General features: G+C 28.0%; 17 protein-coding genes. 13 read left to right on the top strand and 4 right to left on the bottom strand.

Annotated elements, in window-relative coordinates:
• Positions 1 to 63: 63 nt before the first annotated feature.
• The 3 genes from QOZ93_RS01690 to QOZ93_RS01680 are packed head-to-tail and all read right to left on the bottom strand — an operon-like array spanning position 64 to position 3503.
• Positions 64 to 1446: a sensor histidine kinase gene (locus QOZ93_RS01690; RefSeq protein WP_307354867.1), complete on the bottom strand. Its 1383-nt coding sequence runs from the start codon at positions 1444 to 1446 to the stop codon at positions 64 to 66.
• Complete coding sequence (locus tag QOZ93_RS01685) at positions 1439 to 2125, bottom strand: response regulator transcription factor (RefSeq protein WP_307354866.1); 687 nt, start codon at positions 2123 to 2125, stop codon at positions 1439 to 1441. Before QOZ93_RS01685 ends, QOZ93_RS01690 begins: the two co-directional genes overlap by 8 nt.
• Before the next feature lie 16 nt (positions 2126 to 2141).
• Positions 2142 to 3503: a hypothetical protein gene (locus QOZ93_RS01680; protein ID WP_307354865.1), complete on the bottom strand. Its 1362-nt coding sequence runs from the start codon at positions 3501 to 3503 to the stop codon at positions 2142 to 2144.
• Between the two features lie 230 nt (positions 3504 to 3733).
• On the opposite strand from QOZ93_RS01680, the gene QOZ93_RS01675 reads away from it, so the two are divergent.
• The 7 genes from QOZ93_RS01675 (at position 3734) to QOZ93_RS01645 (ending at position 9793) form a co-directional block, all read left to right on the top strand.
• Complete coding sequence (locus QOZ93_RS01675; protein ID WP_307354864.1) at positions 3734 to 5020, top strand: sensor histidine kinase; 1287 nt, start codon at positions 3734 to 3736, stop codon at positions 5018 to 5020.
• 6 nt (positions 5021 to 5026) lie between these two features.
• On the top strand, positions 5027 to 5890 hold the full coding sequence (locus tag QOZ93_RS01670; protein ID WP_307354863.1) for a response regulator: 864 nt from the start codon (positions 5027 to 5029) through the stop codon (positions 5888 to 5890).
• Between the two features lie 404 nt (positions 5891 to 6294).
• Positions 6295 to 7320, top strand: a complete 1026-nt coding sequence (locus QOZ93_RS01665; protein WP_307354862.1) for a PTS sugar transporter subunit IIC — start codon at positions 6295 to 6297, stop codon at positions 7318 to 7320.
• A gap of 180 nt (positions 7321 to 7500) precedes the next feature.
• Entirely contained in the window at positions 7501 to 8250 is a 750-nt protein-coding gene (locus tag QOZ93_RS01660; RefSeq protein ID WP_307354861.1) for a peptidylprolyl isomerase, read from the top strand.
• Positions 8251 to 8364: 114 nt separating this feature from the next.
• Positions 8365 to 8646, top strand: coding sequence for a DUF503 domain-containing protein (locus QOZ93_RS01655; protein ID WP_111944190.1), 282 nt, complete (start codon positions 8365 to 8367; stop codon positions 8644 to 8646).
• 157 nt (positions 8647 to 8803) lie between these two features.
• On the top strand, positions 8804 to 9346 hold the full coding sequence (locus tag QOZ93_RS01650; protein WP_111944189.1) for a TDE2712 family protein: 543 nt from the start codon (positions 8804 to 8806) through the stop codon (positions 9344 to 9346).
• An 81-nt stretch (positions 9347 to 9427) separates the two neighbouring features.
• On the top strand, positions 9428 to 9793 hold the full coding sequence (locus tag QOZ93_RS01645) for a NifB/NifX family molybdenum-iron cluster-binding protein (protein WP_307354860.1): 366 nt from the start codon (positions 9428 to 9430) through the stop codon (positions 9791 to 9793).
• Between the two features lie 36 nt (positions 9794 to 9829).
• On the opposite strand, the gene QOZ93_RS01640 is transcribed toward QOZ93_RS01645, so the two are convergent.
• Positions 9830 to 10306 carry a zinc ribbon domain-containing protein gene (locus tag QOZ93_RS01640; RefSeq protein ID WP_307354859.1) on the bottom strand — a complete coding sequence of 159 codons (477 nt, stop codon included), beginning with the start codon at positions 10304 to 10306 and terminating at the stop codon, positions 9830 to 9832.
• Positions 10307 to 10557: 251 nt separating this feature from the next.
• Here QOZ93_RS01640 and murI point away from each other — a divergent pair, with 251 nt between their 5' ends.
• From murI to QOZ93_RS01610, 6 genes are all read left to right on the top strand, one after another.
• Positions 10558 to 11334, top strand: a complete 777-nt coding sequence (gene murI, locus QOZ93_RS01635) for a glutamate racemase (protein ID WP_111944186.1) — start codon at positions 10558 to 10560, stop codon at positions 11332 to 11334.
• A gap of 86 nt (positions 11335 to 11420) precedes the next feature.
• The gene (locus tag QOZ93_RS01630; protein ID WP_307354858.1) at positions 11421 to 11882 is read left to right on the top strand and encodes a hypothetical protein; all 462 of its coding nucleotides are present in this window, start codon (positions 11421 to 11423) and stop codon (positions 11880 to 11882) included.
• 126 nt (positions 11883 to 12008) lie between these two features.
• Positions 12009 to 12530, top strand: coding sequence for a peptidylprolyl isomerase (locus QOZ93_RS01625; protein ID WP_111944184.1), 522 nt, complete (start codon positions 12009 to 12011; stop codon positions 12528 to 12530).
• 13 nt (positions 12531 to 12543) lie between these two features.
• Positions 12544 to 12927, top strand: coding sequence for a DUF3783 domain-containing protein (locus QOZ93_RS01620; protein WP_307354857.1), 384 nt, complete (start codon positions 12544 to 12546; stop codon positions 12925 to 12927).
• A gap of 29 nt (positions 12928 to 12956) precedes the next feature.
• Positions 12957 to 13625 (top strand): S24 family peptidase, encoded by a 669-nt coding sequence (locus QOZ93_RS01615; protein WP_307354856.1) that lies wholly within the window; start codon positions 12957 to 12959, stop codon positions 13623 to 13625.
• 131 nt (positions 13626 to 13756) lie between these two features.
• Positions 13757 to 17299 carry a S8 family peptidase gene (locus QOZ93_RS01610; RefSeq protein ID WP_307354855.1) on the top strand — a complete coding sequence of 1181 codons (3543 nt, stop codon included), beginning with the start codon at positions 13757 to 13759 and terminating at the stop codon, positions 17297 to 17299.
• Positions 17300 to 17345: the final 46 nt, after the last annotated feature.

Genomic DNA, 17345 nt, shown 5'->3' with positions numbered 1-17345 from the left:
GTAAAATAAATTTTCTTAAGTAAAATTATAAAATAAAAACTTATAGAATTAGTTACAAAGTAGTTAAGATATTTTTTTGAATTTTAAGCACACCTTAGTTCCTATATTTTCAATACTATCTATAACAAGTTGACCGCTATGTAAATTCATAATTTCTTTACATACAGCAAGACCTATACCACTTCCGGCTTGAGTAAGTGAGCCTTTAAAAAATTTATCTGTTACTTTAGGTAGATCTTCTTTAGATATTCCTATGCCTTCATCTATTACATATATTAATACAAAATTATTTTCAGATTTAGTAACTATACGTATAGTTGTATTGGGATTAGAAAACTTCATGGAGTTATGAATTAAATTTATAAAAATTTGTTTCAATCTATTACTATCTGCTAGTATAAACATTTCTTCATCTGGTAGTGCAATGTCTAACTTTATATGTGCTTGTTCTAATTTGGTTTTAAAAAAAACAGAAATATCCTTAATTAAATCATTTATGCAGGTTTCTTTTAAGTCAAGTTTAATTTTTCTAGATTCCAATTTTGAGAAATCTAAGAGGTCTTCTACTAACATAGATAATCTATCAGTTTCTTTAGCAATAATGGATATACCTTCTTTAGCATCCTCGGTATTATCTAGTTCACCAGTTAGTATAAGTTCACTCCAACCTTTAATAGCGGTTAAAGGAGTTCTTAATTCATGAGATATGGACGATATAAACTCATTTTTTAATTGTTCATTTTTTGTTATTTCATCAGCCATATAATTAAGAGTATTGCCTAGAGTACCCAGTTCATTCTTATCTTTTATAACAATTCTCTGAGAAAAATCACCAGTAGCCATTTTTTTTGCTATAAGTATAATTTTTTCAATAGGTACAAGAATTTTTTTTACTAATAAAGAACTAAATAAAAAGGATGCTAAAAGTGCCATACTTATAATTAGGATAGAAAATTTTATTATATAATTAATATTTTCTTCTATATTATCTATACATGTTGAGTACCTAATATAAGCCCATACCTCATTATTAGTATCATAAAGTGGTAATGACATTGATAAGGTAGTTTCATAGTCATTTCTTTGTATTATTTCAGGTTTATTTTTAGCAGCTAACACTACATCTTCATATGATATGGGTGCATCATTACTAAAACCATTAGAATCTATAAGAAGATGAAAGTTCTTATCTAGTAATTCAACATAGAATGGTTGGTTTTTAGATTCATTTTCTAATATATAGCATATTTTTTCTTCCTCTGATTCTTTATTTATATATTTATTATACAATGTTGCGGAAAAAGAAAGCTTACTACTAAGCTCTCTTTTGGCACTTTCCACATAATAAGTTTTTATAAAAATAATAAATATAGTTTCTAACAAAATAAGTAAGGTTATGATAATTACGGCATTTTGAATATATATTCTATTTTTTAAACTAATCATTTTTATTACTCCAAATGTACCCATATCCCCAAGAGGTTATTATGTATTTAGGATTGGAGGCATTAGTTTCTATTTTTTGACGAAGTCTTCTTATATTTACATCAACAGTTTTTGTATCACCAACATAATTTTTTCCCCATACATAATCTAAGATAGCATCTCTACTAATGGATTTGTCAGGATTCTTCATTAAAAATTCAATGATTGAGAATTCCGTTGGGGTAAGAGGAATTTCTTGTTTGTCTTTAGTTAATAATTTTTTATCTAAATTTAATGTAAATGGACCACTACTAATTGAGGAGATATCGTTGTTATGATTAATTCGTCTTAAGATAGCCTCTATTCTGGCGACCAGTTCTGAAAGGCTAAAAGGTTTTACTATATAGTCATCTGCACCAGATTTTAAACCTAATATCTTATCTTGTTCTTGACCTTTAGCTGTTAACATTATTATCCCGATATTAGGATGAAAGGCTCTAATGTTTTTACATACTTGTATTCCGTCTATGTCTGGAAGCATTATATCTAGCAGTGCAACAGAAAAACTATCATCAATTTTATCAAGAGCCTCTGTTCCAGTTCCTACATCCGTAACTTCATAACCTAAATTCTTTAGCTTTATTTTAATGAAACTTCTAATAGATAATTCATCTTCTAAAATTAATATTTTTATTGACATATTGTAACCTCCATATTTATTTAATTACAGATTGAAATAAGCTTTTTAAATAACTTAAAGAAATCTTACTTAAATTACAAAGTTCTTCATTTATTACACATATATAAATTTTATTATCAGTCTTTTCTAAGATAGCATAAGAATTCTTATCAAGAGATTGTTCTAAACTTGACCAATCATGAGTACTATAAACTTTTATTGAAAATAATAGGTTTTCTTTATTTGTATAATCATTGATAAAGAAATCAGACCTATTTAATGCTAGGGTTTCTTTAACATTTTCAAGTACTGCAAATTTTTCGGTCCAAGATAAAGGTATTTCTATTTTATAATTAAATTGTTTATTGTAATATTCTTTATATTCCTTTTTTAAGCCATTTTTCCCATCCCACTGATACCAATAACAGAAGTTATATGGATATTGAGGATCCCTAGAAAGATTAAAAGCACCTATTGATCCAATTTCATATATTCCATCATTATTTATGTCCTTTATTAAATCTATACAAAAGTTAAGTGATGATTGAACAGGCTTAAGTTTTTCAGGAGCTTTAGATTTATCATGTATTGATTCGTTTCCTAAAACATCAATTAATTTATTATGAGATAATATAAATAAATCAGTATACATAAAGGTATTATCTATATTTCTTGTAACAAAAATTCCATTATGGTTTGATGAGGCTCTTCCTAATGAAAATTTAATATCCGCTGAAGGTGTATTAAAGTTAAAACTACTTGTAAGTTTACATTTATTCTGAGAAAATTCAAAGACTTGCAAGGAATGAAAATAGTTTTTATTAGTACTATTGTCTGCGTCTTTCAAAACAACTAATTCATTTTTTTTGTTGTTATTTAGATCACATATATCATAATTTAAGTAAGGTAAATGACCGATTGATTCAAAAAAACCACGATGATAAGAATAAATATATAAAGTTTTATTACTCTTTTCAGAAGTTTTCACACCTATAGCTAGTTCGGCCTTGCCATCTCCAGTTAAATCTTCAAGCATTATTTTATCAATATTTTTACAAGAAAAAGTAATATTGTTTAAAATTTCCCATTTGTTGTGACTTTGTTTTAGAATCATAACACCATAATTAAAATAATTATTTTCTTTTTTATATAGAAGGATTAACTCGTCTTTGCCATCCTTATCCAAATCAAAGTGCCGAATAGCCCTTTTGTCAGTATCACCTAGAGGAATAGTTAGTGATTTATCTTCTTTAGTTAGTAATTCAGTAATCTTGTTTATACTTTCTCCATTTATATATGTTGATGGTTTACTCATGAGATTGCTTGGAGTTTCAAACAATGAACAACCACCAAAGAAAAATGAAAAAAGTATAATTATAAATAGGAATAATTTTTTCATTATATACCTCGCAAAATAATTAAAATTTTAATATAACTTTAACATAATTTTATTATATCAAAAGATAAAAAAATTAAGAAGTTCCTACAAAAATATAAAGTAAAAGCAAGAATCTATTGATAAAAAAACTAAAAAAAAATGATATATAAATTTTTTTAATAGTAAAACAAATTTGAATTTATATGATATAATGCAAGAGTAATAACTATTATTAATCTAAGGGTGACAATATGAATAAGATCTATGACAGGGGAAAAAACTTAACTACAATTAAAAAAACTATATTAATATCATTAATTATGGCACTATTATCTGAGATTCACTTGTATTTTTTGTTACCAAATTTCAGAGTTTCAGTTGCTATAATTCTATTTCCAGTCTCTTTATATTACTTTAATAATTTAAGTACTATATTTACAGCATCATTAACTTCTATATTCGTATATATAACAAGATTAATAACATCTTTCTTTACAAATCACTTTCTATCTAACTTACCATTAGCCTATTTCCCTGAAATATTTTTTTATGTATTTTATGGAGTTTTTTATTGGGTATTTAACGAGAAAAACGAACGATTTGAACCAGGTAAAATGTTTAGAATACTAATATTATGCGATTATCTGGCAAATGTAATGGAAATATTAATAGGACAACCTGACAAGGTATTCAATTTCCATTTACATGCAGGACTTTTAGCCGTAGCATTATTAAGATCAGGCGCAAGTATAATTATTATTTCGGTTATAAAGTTTTATAAATTACTTTTATTGAAAGAAGAACATGCAGAGAGGTATAGAAAATTATTAGTATTAAGTTCACAATTAAAATCAGAAGTTTTTTGGATGGAAAAGAATATGCATCATATTGAAAAAACAATGACAGAAGCATATAAATTATTTGAAAATATAAATTCTGATGAAAAACAAGATACATGGTCACAATCAGCTTTGACTATAGCAAAGGATATCCATGAAATAAAAAAAGAATATGCCTTAGTTGTTAGAGGTGTAATGGACATAACGGAAAGTAAGTTTAAAAATGAGGGGATGTATTTGCAAGATATGTTAGATATCTTGAAGAAGAGTATTAATGATGATGCTAATATAAAAAGTAAGAATGTATCGTTATATTTTTCTTATGATGAAAATTTTTACACAACAAAACATTATTATTTAATGTCCATATTTAGGAATCTTATGAATAATTCTATAGATGCCTTAGAAGAGGGTAAGGAAGGAAATAGTATTTATTTTAAGCAAAGATCCGAAGGGGATAAATTGATATTTACTATTGAGGATACAGGATGTGGTATAGAAAAGGAAGATATTGATTGTATATTTTCACCAGGATATTCAACAAAAATAAATTATGACACAGGTGAAATAAATAGGGGAATTGGGTTAAGCTTAGTTAAAGAGATTATTGAGGAAGTACTTAATGGACAAGTTGAAGTAACATCTACAATAAATAAAGGAACTAAGTTTTGTATAAGTTTATTTAAGGAGGTTCTATAAAAGAAAATGAAAATTTATATAGTAGAAGATGATATAAACGTAGTAAAAATTTTAAAAATAATCATAAAAAACAAGGCCTTAGGAGAAGTAATAGGATATAGTAGTGATGGAGCAGATGGAATTAAAAAGATTAGTACTTTAAAACCAGATATTGCTATAGTAGATTTATTGATGCCAGAAAAAGATGGTATTAGCTTAGTAGGAGAATGTAAAGGATTAGTTCCAGAAACTCAATTTATAATGATGTCTCAAGTTACAAATAAAGAAATGATATCTAAAGCTTATGAAAGTGGAGTTGAATTTTATATAAATAAACCAGTAAATGCTATTGAAGTAGAAAAGGTCCTAAAAAATGTAATTCAATCTATAGAAATGAACAGAACATTAAATAGAATACAAAATATTTTTCAGGATAAAGACAATGTTACTGTTCCAGTTGCTAAAAAGGAAGTTAAACAATCTAATCATGAAGAAAAAATACATATTAGAAAATTAAAACTGTTAATGCAGCGCATTGGAATAATGGGCGAAATTGGTAGTGAGGATATAATAAGAATAATTGATTATTTGATTTCAAAAGGAGAGACTATGTCTAACTATGCAATGAAAGACTTATGTGCTATGTTATCAGATAATCCTAAGTCTATTGAACAAAGAATTAGAAGAACGGCCAATGTAGGAATGATTAATTTAGCTAATTTAGGAATTGAAGATTATATGAATGAAATTTTCATAGAGTATTCCAATGGATTGTATAATTTTCAACAAGTGAAAAGAGAAATGGATTATATAAGAGGAAAAAGTAAAATAAGAGGGAAAATTAGTATAAAAAAATTCATGAATGGACTTATTTTTTACTGTGAAAGATAGGCTATTCTAATAAATTAAAATTTTTTGAAAATTTTTTACGGTAAATTTGATACTCAATGAAACTTTGTGTAAATTATATAATATACTTTAGTTACTATTTAAAAAAAAAATTGTGATTTTTTCAACAATCACAATTTTTTTGGTAAATTAAAACAATAAATTTCTCTAATGTATTTAAGAAATCTATTATTAATAAAGTAACTATTTATTAAAATACAATACATGCTGCAACATGTTATTGTAAAAGTATAACAATTTAACACAGATGTTATCATACCATAATAATACAAAAAAGTAAAGAGTCATTCAATACCTTATAAAGTGGTTACTAATTGAAATTTTTAATAGAAAGTACGATAAGGATTTCTTAGGGCAATAGGGAAAAGTAAAACTGGAGGGGTTATATGTTTACTATTATCAAAGGGATAGGTTTACTTATTTTTACGCTTGCATTATTCTCTTTATTCAGTTTGAAAATGCCTAAAGGCCAGAAAGCTATGTCAGGTCTTGCTGATGCAGCTGTAGCAACTTTTTTAGTAGAAGCAATTCACACATATATTAGTGGAAATTTGCTTCATGTTAATTTCCTAGGATCTGTTGGAGGGGCTTCCGGAACCATGGGAGGTGTTGCAGCAGTTATTCTAGTTTGTCTTAACATGGAGGTAAGTCCAGTTTATGCAGTAGCAGCTGGGGTTGCAGTTTCAGGATATGGAATATTACCAGGATTCATAGCTGGGTACCTTGTTGGATTTATAGCACCTATTATGGAAAAGAAATTACCAGAAGGTTTGAATGTTATTTTGGGGGCATTAGTTTTAGCACCACTTGCTAGAATTATTGCATTAGGTGTAGATCCATTAGTAAATGCCACTTTACTTAATATTGGTGGAATGATCTCAGTAGCAGCAGAACAATCTCCTTTAGTTATGGGCTTTTTACTAGGTGGAATAATGAAGATGATTTGTACTTCACCATTAAGTTCAATGGCCTTAACAGCTATGCTAGGATTAAAAGGTCTTGCAATGGGTATTGCAGCCATAGCTTGTGTTGGTGGATCATTTACAAATGGAATGGTATTTCATAGATTAAAATATGGTAATAAGAGTAATGTTATAGCAGTAATGTTAGAGCCATTGACTCAAGCACCTATAGTAACATCACATCCAATACCAATCTATTGTTCTAATTTCTTCGGTGGTGGATTTGCAGGACTTGCAGCAGCGCATTTTAAAATTATTAATAATGCACCAGGTACAGCATCACCTATACCAGGATTATTAGCACCATTTGGGTTTAACAATCCTAAGAATGTAATATTTGCACTTGTGTTTGCAGTTATAGGTGGTTTAGTAGCAGGTTATGTAGGAAGTTCTATATTTAAGAAAATCGGTGAAAAACCAAATCAAAATCAAAAGCAAAATGTTGCTTAATTAATTGTAAAATATAGAATATATTAATATATAGTAGTAAAATTTCATTAATTTGAAATAAATAAATGAATTTTATTAGACATTTCTAAGTTTTTTTTGTTATGATAACATAAGATGAAACTAGATTAGTATTTTATACAATCTAGTTTTAACTTATATAATAAAAAAGGAGAACTTTTAATGGATAATAAAGTTTTAGCCAAGGTAAATGGAATAGAAATAACAGAAAATGATGTTAATCTTTTAATGAGAAGTTTAGATCCTCAAGTTGCTATGCAATTTTACTCACCTGAGGGTAAAGCGCAATTACTTGATGAACTTGTAAATCAAGAATTATTTTATTGTGATGCTATAGATAACAATCTTGAAGAAGATGAAGAATTTAAAGCAGAAATAGAAAGAATGAAAAGAATAGGCTTAAAGCAATATGCTTTAAGAAAAGTTTTAAATACTGCTAAAGTGGCTGAAGATGAAGTGGAAAAATTCTATAAAGAACATAGAGAAAATTTCTTAGAAGAAGAAAGTGTTTCAGCTAGTCACATATTAGTTAAAACAGAAGAAGAAGCTAAAGAATTATTAGAAAAAATTAAATCAGGAGTTTCTTTTGAAGATGTTGCTAAAGAACATTCAACTTGTCCATCAAGTTCAAGAGGTGGGGAGTTAGGTAACTTTACAAGAGGAAAAATGGTTCCAGAGTTTGAAGAAGCTGCATTTTCTATGAATGTAGGAGATGTTAGTGAAGCTCCTGTTAAAACTCAATTTGGTTTCCATTTAATAAAGGTTACAGATAAACAACCAGCAGGAATTAAAGCTTTTGATGAAGTTAAACAAGAAATATTTAATACTGTACTTTCTTTAAAACAACAAGAAAAATATTTAGAAAAAAGTAAAGAGCTTAAAGAAAAGTATAAAGTTGAGATAACAGAATAAGATTTAAGAAAATAGGTTATTAGATAACACAAGTTTTTTTATTACAAAAAACTTGTGTTATTTTTTTATTAATGTACACAATAATGTTAGAATGTTAAAAGGAGTGAGTTAGAAGTGTTTATAGGAACAGGAACTATAACCATGAGAGCTAATTGGTGTCATTCATTAAAAGAGAAAAGAATGGTGGTTAGAAGTATCATTGATAAAACTAAACACAAATTTAATATATCTATTGCAGAGGTGGAGGATCAAGATCTTCATAATTCTATTGTAATAGGATTTGCATGTATTAATTCTGATAAAAACGTAGTAAATAGTATAGTGAATAAAGTAATAAACTATATAGAAGATAATACGGAAGCAGAGATATTAAATGTAGAAATAGAAGTAATTTGAAACCTGATGAAAGAAAATAAATTGTTTATAAATATAGTGAATAGTTAATTGTCTGTTTACTTGAATATTCAATAAATAAGGTATATAATTTTCATAGAGTGTAATTTTAGGGAGTTAAAAAGTTAAGAGTTATGTTAAGGAATGAGGGGGAAGATCAATGTTGAAGAGAATTAAGGTAAATTTAGAAGCTATAGAAATGATGAATTATTTCTGGCAAGCTGCTAGTGATAAAGAAAACGTATCAGAAGAATTCTTTCACGAGGTAGGAGCTATGCCTGCTATGACTTGTATATATGATGATGAGTTTAATGAAGAGTCAGTTAGAAGAACATTAAGTGCTATAAAAAATAGGGAACCATTTACAGGTAATAAAAAGGAGAAAAGATTCTGGAATTATAACATGTGGATTATGGAAGACATGGAATATAAAGATCTAATGATTCAACCAGTAAAGAAATTAAATTTTGATGCATTGGTTGAAAAACTACAAAATGTTGATGGTGCTGATAAATATGAAGAATTAGAAGTTATTTTCTCACCAATGAATTTAGATGAATATATTATAGATAAAAACAGATTATTAATAAACTTCTTTATGGTAAAACCAAGTGATATCGAGGGTGATAATACTATTTATATAAAAGATGTAGAAGTTTATAAATATGTAGAAGAAAAATTAAACGAACTTTTAGCTAAATAGAAAAGAATTTTATGAAAGGTCTGTTCATCTTATATTTTGAGTAGATCTTTTATTTTACTATAAATTTTGGAGGTAGATTAAATGAAAATAGGTATGCCTAAAAATGGAAATGAGATAAACCAACATTTTGGAAAAAGCAAAAGTTTTGCCATTGCTACGGTAGAAGAAAATAAATTAGTAGGAATAAAAGAAATATCGGCAGAAACACTTCAACATAATCATGGAGGACTTTCTAGTTTACTTTGCGATGAAGGTGTTACAGTTGTTATTACAGGAGGAATTGGTCCTGGTGCATATAACGCATTAAAAGAAAAAGGACTTGAAGTAATAAGAGGTGCACATGGAGAAATTGAAGATGTGGTTAAACAATATATAAATAGAAGCTTAAAAGACAGAGAAGTATTATGTAATCATCATGATGGACATCATGAAGGTCATAAAGAATAAGAAAATGGCTATCTCATTTTAGAGATAGCCATTTTCTTATTCTTCTTCATTAGGTTTTTCATTTTCAGTTTCACAACTTGAATCTGTGTTTATTGGATTATGTTCAAGTCCACAGTTTGGACAAAATCTAGAGTCTTCTTGTAAATTATGACCACACTTAGTACAAGTATCAAACTTTTTTAGATCTTGAACTCTTTGTTCTAGTATTTTTATTTTAAATTGTTTTTCTCTTATGTCCTCGCAGATTTCCACTACATCGGGATCTACATATATATTATTAGTATGTTTTTCGTAAATGGTTTTTCCAATAGAAGTATATAGTTCTTTAATTTTTGTTTCTTCAGATGATATACATGAATTAAGTTTAGAAAGTTCAACTAATTCACTAGATTTTTTAGCTACTGTATTAGCACCTTCCTTAGTAACTTTAACAACGTTTTCCGCTACATCCTTAGCTGAAATAGATATTTTTGATAAGGTATCTTTTAAAGAATCTTTGTTAAATATTGCCATATAATCAACCCCCTCTTAGTATTTTAAATATTATAACATATAGTTATATACATAATACTCCTTACCATTTAAATTTAAAATAAATTTAAAAATGTTAATCTATTAGTAATAAGTTCTTTTATTTTTTATGGGTTGTATTATAATAATTATTATGTGTATTCTATAAATATAACTAGTAGCTTATAATATATTTATAAGATATCAAAATAGGAAATATATTTATATATTTTTAGGTATGGTGGTGACGAAGGTTGGAAGAAAGGAATAGAGGAATAGGCTTTTTTGATTCTGGACTAGGAGGACTTAGTGTATTAAGAGAAGCTATAAAAATAATGCCTAATGAAGATTATATATACTTTGGAGATTCAAGAAATGCTCCTTATGGAATAAAATCTGTACAAGAAGTAAGAGATTTGACCTTTAAGGCTGTGGAATTTCTTTTAAATAGAGGGGTAAAGGCTATAGTTATTGCATGTAATACTGCGACAAGTGCTGCAATAAATGAACTAAGGGAAGTTTATAAAGATATACCTATAGTTGGAATAGAGCCAGCAGTAAAGCCAGCAGTTTTATTAAAACCACAAGGGAAAGTAATAATTATGGCTACACCAGTTACCTTGAGACAAAAAAAGTTTAAGGATTTGTATGAACATTATAAGAGTGATACAAGGATAGAACCATTACCTTGTCCAGAGCTTGTGGAGTTTATAGAAAAAGGGCAAATAGATGGTGATGAGGTAAAAGGGTATTTAAAAAATAAGTTAAAGCAGTTTGACTTAGATGATATAGGAGCTATAGTTTTAGGATGTACACATTTTCCGTTTGTAAGCAAAGTTATAAAAGAGGTAGTAGGAGAAGAAGTGCCTATTATTGATGGTGGATATGGCACAGCAAAACAGTTGAGAAGGCTTATGGAGGAAAAAGACATAGTAAGTAATAAATTAGAAAATGGACATATAGAAATTTGCAATTCTTTAGGGAAAGAAGAAATTATAACACTTAGTAAGCAGTTGTTAAGTATGAAATAAAAAGTTAAATTTAAATAACTATAACACATCTTTATACTTTTGAATAAGTTACAGTAAAACAACTTTTAGAAATAAGGTGAGAAAGTATGAAGGTGTTTTTATTTTCAAAAGAAAACTCAGAAGAAAAAAATAAAAAAGTTAATAAACTTAAATTAAGTGGTAAAAGTCAAATTAAAAGTGTAACAATTAGTAATCCTAAAAAAAGTTCATCCTTATATATAATTCATGGTTTAAAGATAAGGAATAAAAATAATAATGCACACTCTTTAAAACGCATAGGATTATATGGAAATAATAATAATAATGATTTTAAGGAACAAAAAAAAGAAGAACCTAATATTTATTTTAATAACATGAATCAAGAAAATCATGTTGATGAATTACAGTTAAAAGAAGTCAAAATTAGGGAAAATAATAATATTAGTAATCTAGAATTATTAGATGAACAATTCGTTATAATATTACCAGGTGGAAGTATAGCGGTTGAGTTTAATAATGAACTAGAAGAATTAGATGGTGAAATAAGTATAGAGAAAACAAAAATATAGTATTATAGGTCGTCTCTTTAAGAGACGACTTTCTTTTTAATTACAGTAAATAGGAGTTTTAACTTTTAATCATTGTGTTATAATTATAACTGAATATAACTTAAAGAAGATAAGGAGTGTATAAAAATGCAAAATCCTATAGTAACAATAAAAATGGAAAACGATAAAGTGATGAAAATAGAATTATATCCAGAGGTGGCACCTAATACAGTTAAAAATTTTATAAGCCTTGTAAAAAAAGGTTTTTATAATGGACTTATATTTCATAGAGTAATACCAGGATTTATGATTCAAGGAGGATGTCCTGAAAAGAATGGTATGGGAGACCCAGGATACTCTATTAAAGGTGAATTTACATCAAATGGTTTTAAAAATGATTTAAAACATACAACAGGTGTAATTTCTATGGCTAGAACTCAGGTTCCAGATTCTGCAGGAAGCCAATTCTTTATTATGGTAGCTGATTCACCACATTTAGATGGACAATATGCATCATTTGGTAAGGTAATAGAAGGAATAGAAGTAGCAAAGGAAATAGTAAAGGTTAGAAGAAATATGATGGATAAACCAAAGGAAGATCAAGTTATGCAAGAAGTAACTGTAGATACTTTTGGTGTTGAATACGAAGAACCAGAAAAAATTTCTTAAAGGAGAGTTTAAGGTGAGTAGAAGATCAATTATAGTTTTTGGATTTAATGATGTTGAAAAAAGTAAGTTGAAGGCAATAGCTAATAAATATAGATCGGAAACAATAATAATTGAAAATAATATGATGAACCTTAAAATGGAAGAGATTGTTCATGGATTAAAGTTAAATAAATCTATGATGGAAGGTAAGAAAGAAAATTTAATTAATGAAAAAGTAATTTTGTTTAATGATTTTAAAGAGGAAGATTTAAATAAGATTATTGGTGATATAAGAGTATGTAAAGATTTAAATTGTATTTTAGCTGTTGTAACTCCTACATCTATTAATTGGACATTTGAGTATTTGGTAAATCATTTAATAGAGGAGAGGGAATGGTTTAAAAATAATAATCAATAAATTAAAATAAACCACTTGGGGTGAGAAGTATGCAAAATAGAATGGCAAGTAAATTAGTTGAATTAAGAAATAAAAGAGAGTTAAGTCAAAAACAATTAGCTAAAAAATTAGGACTTTCTGAAGGGTTTATAAAAGATGTAGAGCTAGGTAGAAAGATATTAAATGAGAATATTATAGCTAAAATTTCAAAGCTTTTTAATGAAGATTTAGATTCAGGATTTATTAGTGCAGAGGATGAGGCTGAAGAATTAAGAAAGCATGTTGAAACCCCAGAAAAAGCATTAAGTAAAGCTAAAGATGTTTGGACTAATGCTTTTAGTTCTGTTATAAAAAAAGTGCCAATCTATGATTATAATATGAATAAGCCATTAGGATCTATAGATATGCCTATAGTCTCTAATAAGGTTGATGGGCATAATCCGGATAAGGTTATGTTTTTAAAAATAGAAGACGATAGTATGCTTGGTATGCGAATTAATGAAGGTGATTTGGCATTCTCAATCATTAATTCTAACATTGAAAATAATGGCATCTATTTCTTACAACATGGAGAAGAACGAGTTGTAAGACAAGTAAAATTATTAGATAGTAATAAGGTATTACTTATAAGCCAAAGAGGAACATTACGAACAGAAACAGTTTCAAAAAAAAATATAAAAATTTTAGCTAGGTTATTATGGTTTAGAATCAATTTATAAATAAAATTATGATATGAATTTAGAGAGAGTTACTTAAAATAATTTGAAAGATTATTTTAAGTATAGCTCTCTTTTTTTGTTTAGCTATCTCTTGTTTTTATATCAAAATATTTAATTAATCATATTATATTATGAAATTAATTTTTAAGGTGATAAAAATAGAAAATACAGAAGGGATATTAAATTTATTAAAATTTGTTCCTAATGATATAAAAACAAAAATTCTTTCTTATAACAAAATAGAGAATTTAGAAAACATAGAAGTAGTAGTTTTAATTAATGGAGACAGCAATAGTGTTTTACGGCAGGTTAAAACCTTTGATGGAAATTTTGAGTATTTAGGATATGGATTTGGAATAGTGACAGTTCCGATAGGGAAGTTAGAAGAAATATCTAATATAAAAGAAATTGTATATATGGAATTACCTAAGACACTTTATACAAGTTATGCACCTAGTAATTCGGCATCTTGTGTAGATGAAGTACAAAGTAAATATAAATTAACGGGAAAAGGAGTTTTAGTTGGATTTATAGATTCGGGTATAGACTATACTCATCCAGCTTTTATAGATGAACAGGGAAATACAAGAATAAAGTATATTTATGATCTTGATAAAAAACAAGATTGGAATGAGGAAGAAATTAATAAAGCTATAAAATCACCTAATCCGTATGCTATTGTGCCAGAGAGAGATCAACTGGGGCATGGTACGCATGTAACAGGAATAGCATGTGCAGGTGGTAAAATAGATAAAAAGTTTTATGGTGTTGCATATGAAAGCAATATAGCTATGGTTAAGATGACAAGGGAAGGCAAAATTAGCTATGCTAAAAGTACTCAATTAATGAGGGGAATTAGATATCTTATAGATAAAAGCAAGGAACTTAATTTACCATTGGTATTAAATCTAAGTTTTAGTACAAATGATGGAGCTCATGATGGGAAAAGTCTATTAGAACTTTATATACAAACTATAATAGGGTTAGAAAGGTTGACCTTTGTTATTGCTGCAGGAAATGAGGGATCAACAGATCATCATGTAGGTGGAAAATTAGATACTGAAAATATAATATCATTTAATATTGCAAAGGGTGAAAATATAATTACACTTCAATTATATAAAAGTTTTACGGATGATATAAGTATAGAAATTAGAAATCCAATGGGGAGGACATCAGGAGTTATAAATATATATGAAAAAGGATATTCTAATGGCAACTTAGGAAGTGATAGCTATTACATTTATAATTCAGGACCTACTCCTTTTAATATAAACGGAGAAATTTTAATAGTACTCCAAAGTGCTAGTGGTGAGATAACTTCTGGTATATGGGATTTAAGGTTAATCAATGTAGAAAGTCTAATAGGAGGATATGATATATGGTTACCTATTGCGGAAGGTTTAAATATTCAAACAAAGTTTTTAAACCCAAATCCGTATAACACATTAGGAATACCAGCAACTGTTTATAATGCAGTATCTGTAGGAAGTTATAACTTTTTGACTAATACGATATCATCGTTTTCGGGAAGAGGAAAAAGAAATAGTAGTGTAATAAAGCCAGATATAGTATCACCTGGCGAAAAAATAGAATCATCTATACCTGGAGGAGGATTTGATAGTTTATCAGGAACATCTATGGCAACTCCTGAAGTTACTGGTGCAGTAGCATTATTAACAGAATGGGGTTTAGTTAAAGGAAATGATCCTTATCTTTATGGAGAAAGATTAAAATATTATTTATTGAAAGGTGCCAGACGTAATAGGAGCGATATAATATATCCAAATCCCAGCTGGGGATATGGCTCATTATGTCTTAATAATGCTTTTAATATATGGTTGGAGGAGGGAAATGTTAGAATGAATAAGGATTATAATAGATTAGATAAAACTAGAGAATATTGTGGAAGTCAGTATATAGATGAGGGTTATCATAATTATATTGTTGAATATGATGGGGATATAGAAACAGTGTTAAATAAAACAGGGTATGCTTGTGGTTTTATTCTAGATGATAATTATGCTGTTATTTCTGTGAAAGATGGATATAAGGACAAGTTATTAGCAGATGTTCCAGAGATAGTTTATTTAGAGCGAAACACTTTATATACACTAAATGATGTATCACCAATGCAAAGTGCAAATGTTTATAAATTTCATGATAATCCATTCTTAACCTTAAGGGGAAATGGTGTATTAGTGGGGATTGTGGATACAGGAATTGATTATTTAGATTTAGATTTTATGTATGAGGATGATACTACAAGAATTGTGGGTATATGGGATCAAACAATTCCTGATACTAAAAATCCTCAAGAATTAGGATCATATTATACAAGTGAAAATATAAATGAGGCTATAAAGAGTAAAAAAGAAGGAAAAAATCCTTATGACATAGTTCCTTCTAAAGATGAAATTGGACATGGAACATCGGTAGCAGGTGTAATAGGTTCAAGAGGACGACTAGCTCCAATTGGAGCTGCACCAGATAGTGAATTTGCTATTGTTAAATTAAGGACTACAAAGCACAATACTTTTAAAGAGCAGAATCCTAGTAATTATCTAGATATGGTCTATAGTAGCACAGATATTATTCTTGGTATAAGATACTTGTATTCTATAGGAAAGAAAATGAATATGCCAATTGTTATATATGTACCTCTTGGAACTAATATGGGAGGACATGATGGTTCCTCAATATTAGAAAGGTATATAGATGATATATCTAAAACTAGAGGAGTTGCAGTAGTAACATCTACAGGAAATGAAGGTGATAGTGCAACCCATACAAGTGGTAGATTCCAACAAAGTGGTGAAATTAAAAGTGTGGAATTAAAAGTAGATGAAAAAGAAAGAAGTTTAAGTTTTGAGGTTTGGGCTAATAAGCCCGACAAAATTTCTATAGGATTAGTTTCACCTAGTGGAGAAGTAATAGAAAAGATTCCTGCCAAATTAAAAGAACAAGAAGAAATAAAGTTTGTTTTTGAAGGGAGTATAGCTACAATAAATTATTATTTTCCAGAAGAAAGTACAGGGGATGAATTAATAATAGTTAAAATAACAAATATTAAAGGAGGAATATGGCAAATAAGGCTTACAGGTGACTTAATTATAGATGGTAAATTTGATATTTGGTTACCTCAAAGACCATTAATTAAAGCTGATACTAGGTTTTTAAAACCTGATCCAGATATAACACTTACAATTCCTTCTACAGGTAAAAATATTTTGACTACATCAACATATGATCAAAATAATGATACCATTGTTCCTTTTTCAGGAAATGGATATACAAGAGATGGAAGGATAAAGCCAGATTTAACAAGTGGGGGAGTAAATGTTTTAACCACTGGATTGAATAATAAGGAAGTAACTGTATCAGGTGGGAGTGTTTCAGGAGCAGTATTTGCAGGTGCAGTAGCATTATTATTACAATGGGGAATAGTAGACAAGAATGATGAAACTATGTATTCTACTAAAATAAAAACTTATCTAATAAGGGGAACTAAAAAAAGAGCGGGAGATATGTATCCTAATAGACAATGGGGATATGGAAGATTAGATTTAAATGGAGTATTTGAAAATATAAGATCTCTAGATAGAGGTTCCAGAATGATAAAGAAAAATACATTAAAGGTAGTATTGCCTAAAGATATTTATAAATACTTATAAAAAATATCACTATTATAAAGTTTAATCATATACTATTTATGAACAA

Source organism: Hathewaya limosa (assembly GCF_030815255.1).
Taxonomy (GTDB): Bacteria; Bacillota; Clostridia; order Clostridiales; family Clostridiaceae; genus Hathewaya; species Hathewaya limosa.
Note: the sequence above shows the minus strand (reverse complement) of the source record. Positions and strands in the feature narration are given on the sequence as shown.

Bases quoted from the DNA above. Each gene is read 5' to 3' on its own strand.
- QOZ93_RS01690 (WP_307354867.1), bottom strand. From the start codon at position 1,446: ATGATTAGTTTAAAAAATAGAATATATATTCAAAATGCCGTAATTATC.
- QOZ93_RS01685 (WP_307354866.1), bottom strand. From the start codon at position 2,125: ATGTCAATAAAAATATTAATTTTAGAAGATGAATTATCTATTAGAAGT.
- QOZ93_RS01680 (WP_307354865.1), bottom strand. From the start codon at position 3,503: ATGAAAAAATTATTCCTATTTATAATTATACTTTTTTCATTTTTCTTT.
- QOZ93_RS01675 (WP_307354864.1), top strand. From the start codon at position 3,734: ATGAATAAGATCTATGACAGGGGAAAAAACTTAACTACAATTAAAAAA.
- QOZ93_RS01670 (WP_307354863.1), top strand. From the start codon at position 5,027: ATGAAAATTTATATAGTAGAAGATGATATAAACGTAGTAAAAATTTTA.
- QOZ93_RS01665 (WP_307354862.1), top strand. From the start codon at position 6,295: ATGTTTACTATTATCAAAGGGATAGGTTTACTTATTTTTACGCTTGCA.
- QOZ93_RS01660 (WP_307354861.1), top strand. From the start codon at position 7,501: ATGGATAATAAAGTTTTAGCCAAGGTAAATGGAATAGAAATAACAGAA.
- QOZ93_RS01650 (WP_111944189.1), top strand. From the start codon at position 8,804: ATGTTGAAGAGAATTAAGGTAAATTTAGAAGCTATAGAAATGATGAAT.
- QOZ93_RS01645 (WP_307354860.1), top strand. From the start codon at position 9,428: ATGAAAATAGGTATGCCTAAAAATGGAAATGAGATAAACCAACATTTT.
- QOZ93_RS01640 (WP_307354859.1), bottom strand. From the start codon at position 10,306: ATGGCAATATTTAACAAAGATTCTTTAAAAGATACCTTATCAAAAATA.
- QOZ93_RS01630 (WP_307354858.1), top strand. From the start codon at position 11,421: ATGAAGGTGTTTTTATTTTCAAAAGAAAACTCAGAAGAAAAAAATAAA.
- QOZ93_RS01625 (WP_111944184.1), top strand. From the start codon at position 12,009: ATGCAAAATCCTATAGTAACAATAAAAATGGAAAACGATAAAGTGATG.
- QOZ93_RS01615 (WP_307354856.1), top strand. From the start codon at position 12,957: ATGCAAAATAGAATGGCAAGTAAATTAGTTGAATTAAGAAATAAAAGA.
- QOZ93_RS01610 (WP_307354855.1), top strand. From the start codon at position 13,757: ATGAAATTAATTTTTAAGGTGATAAAAATAGAAAATACAGAAGGGATA.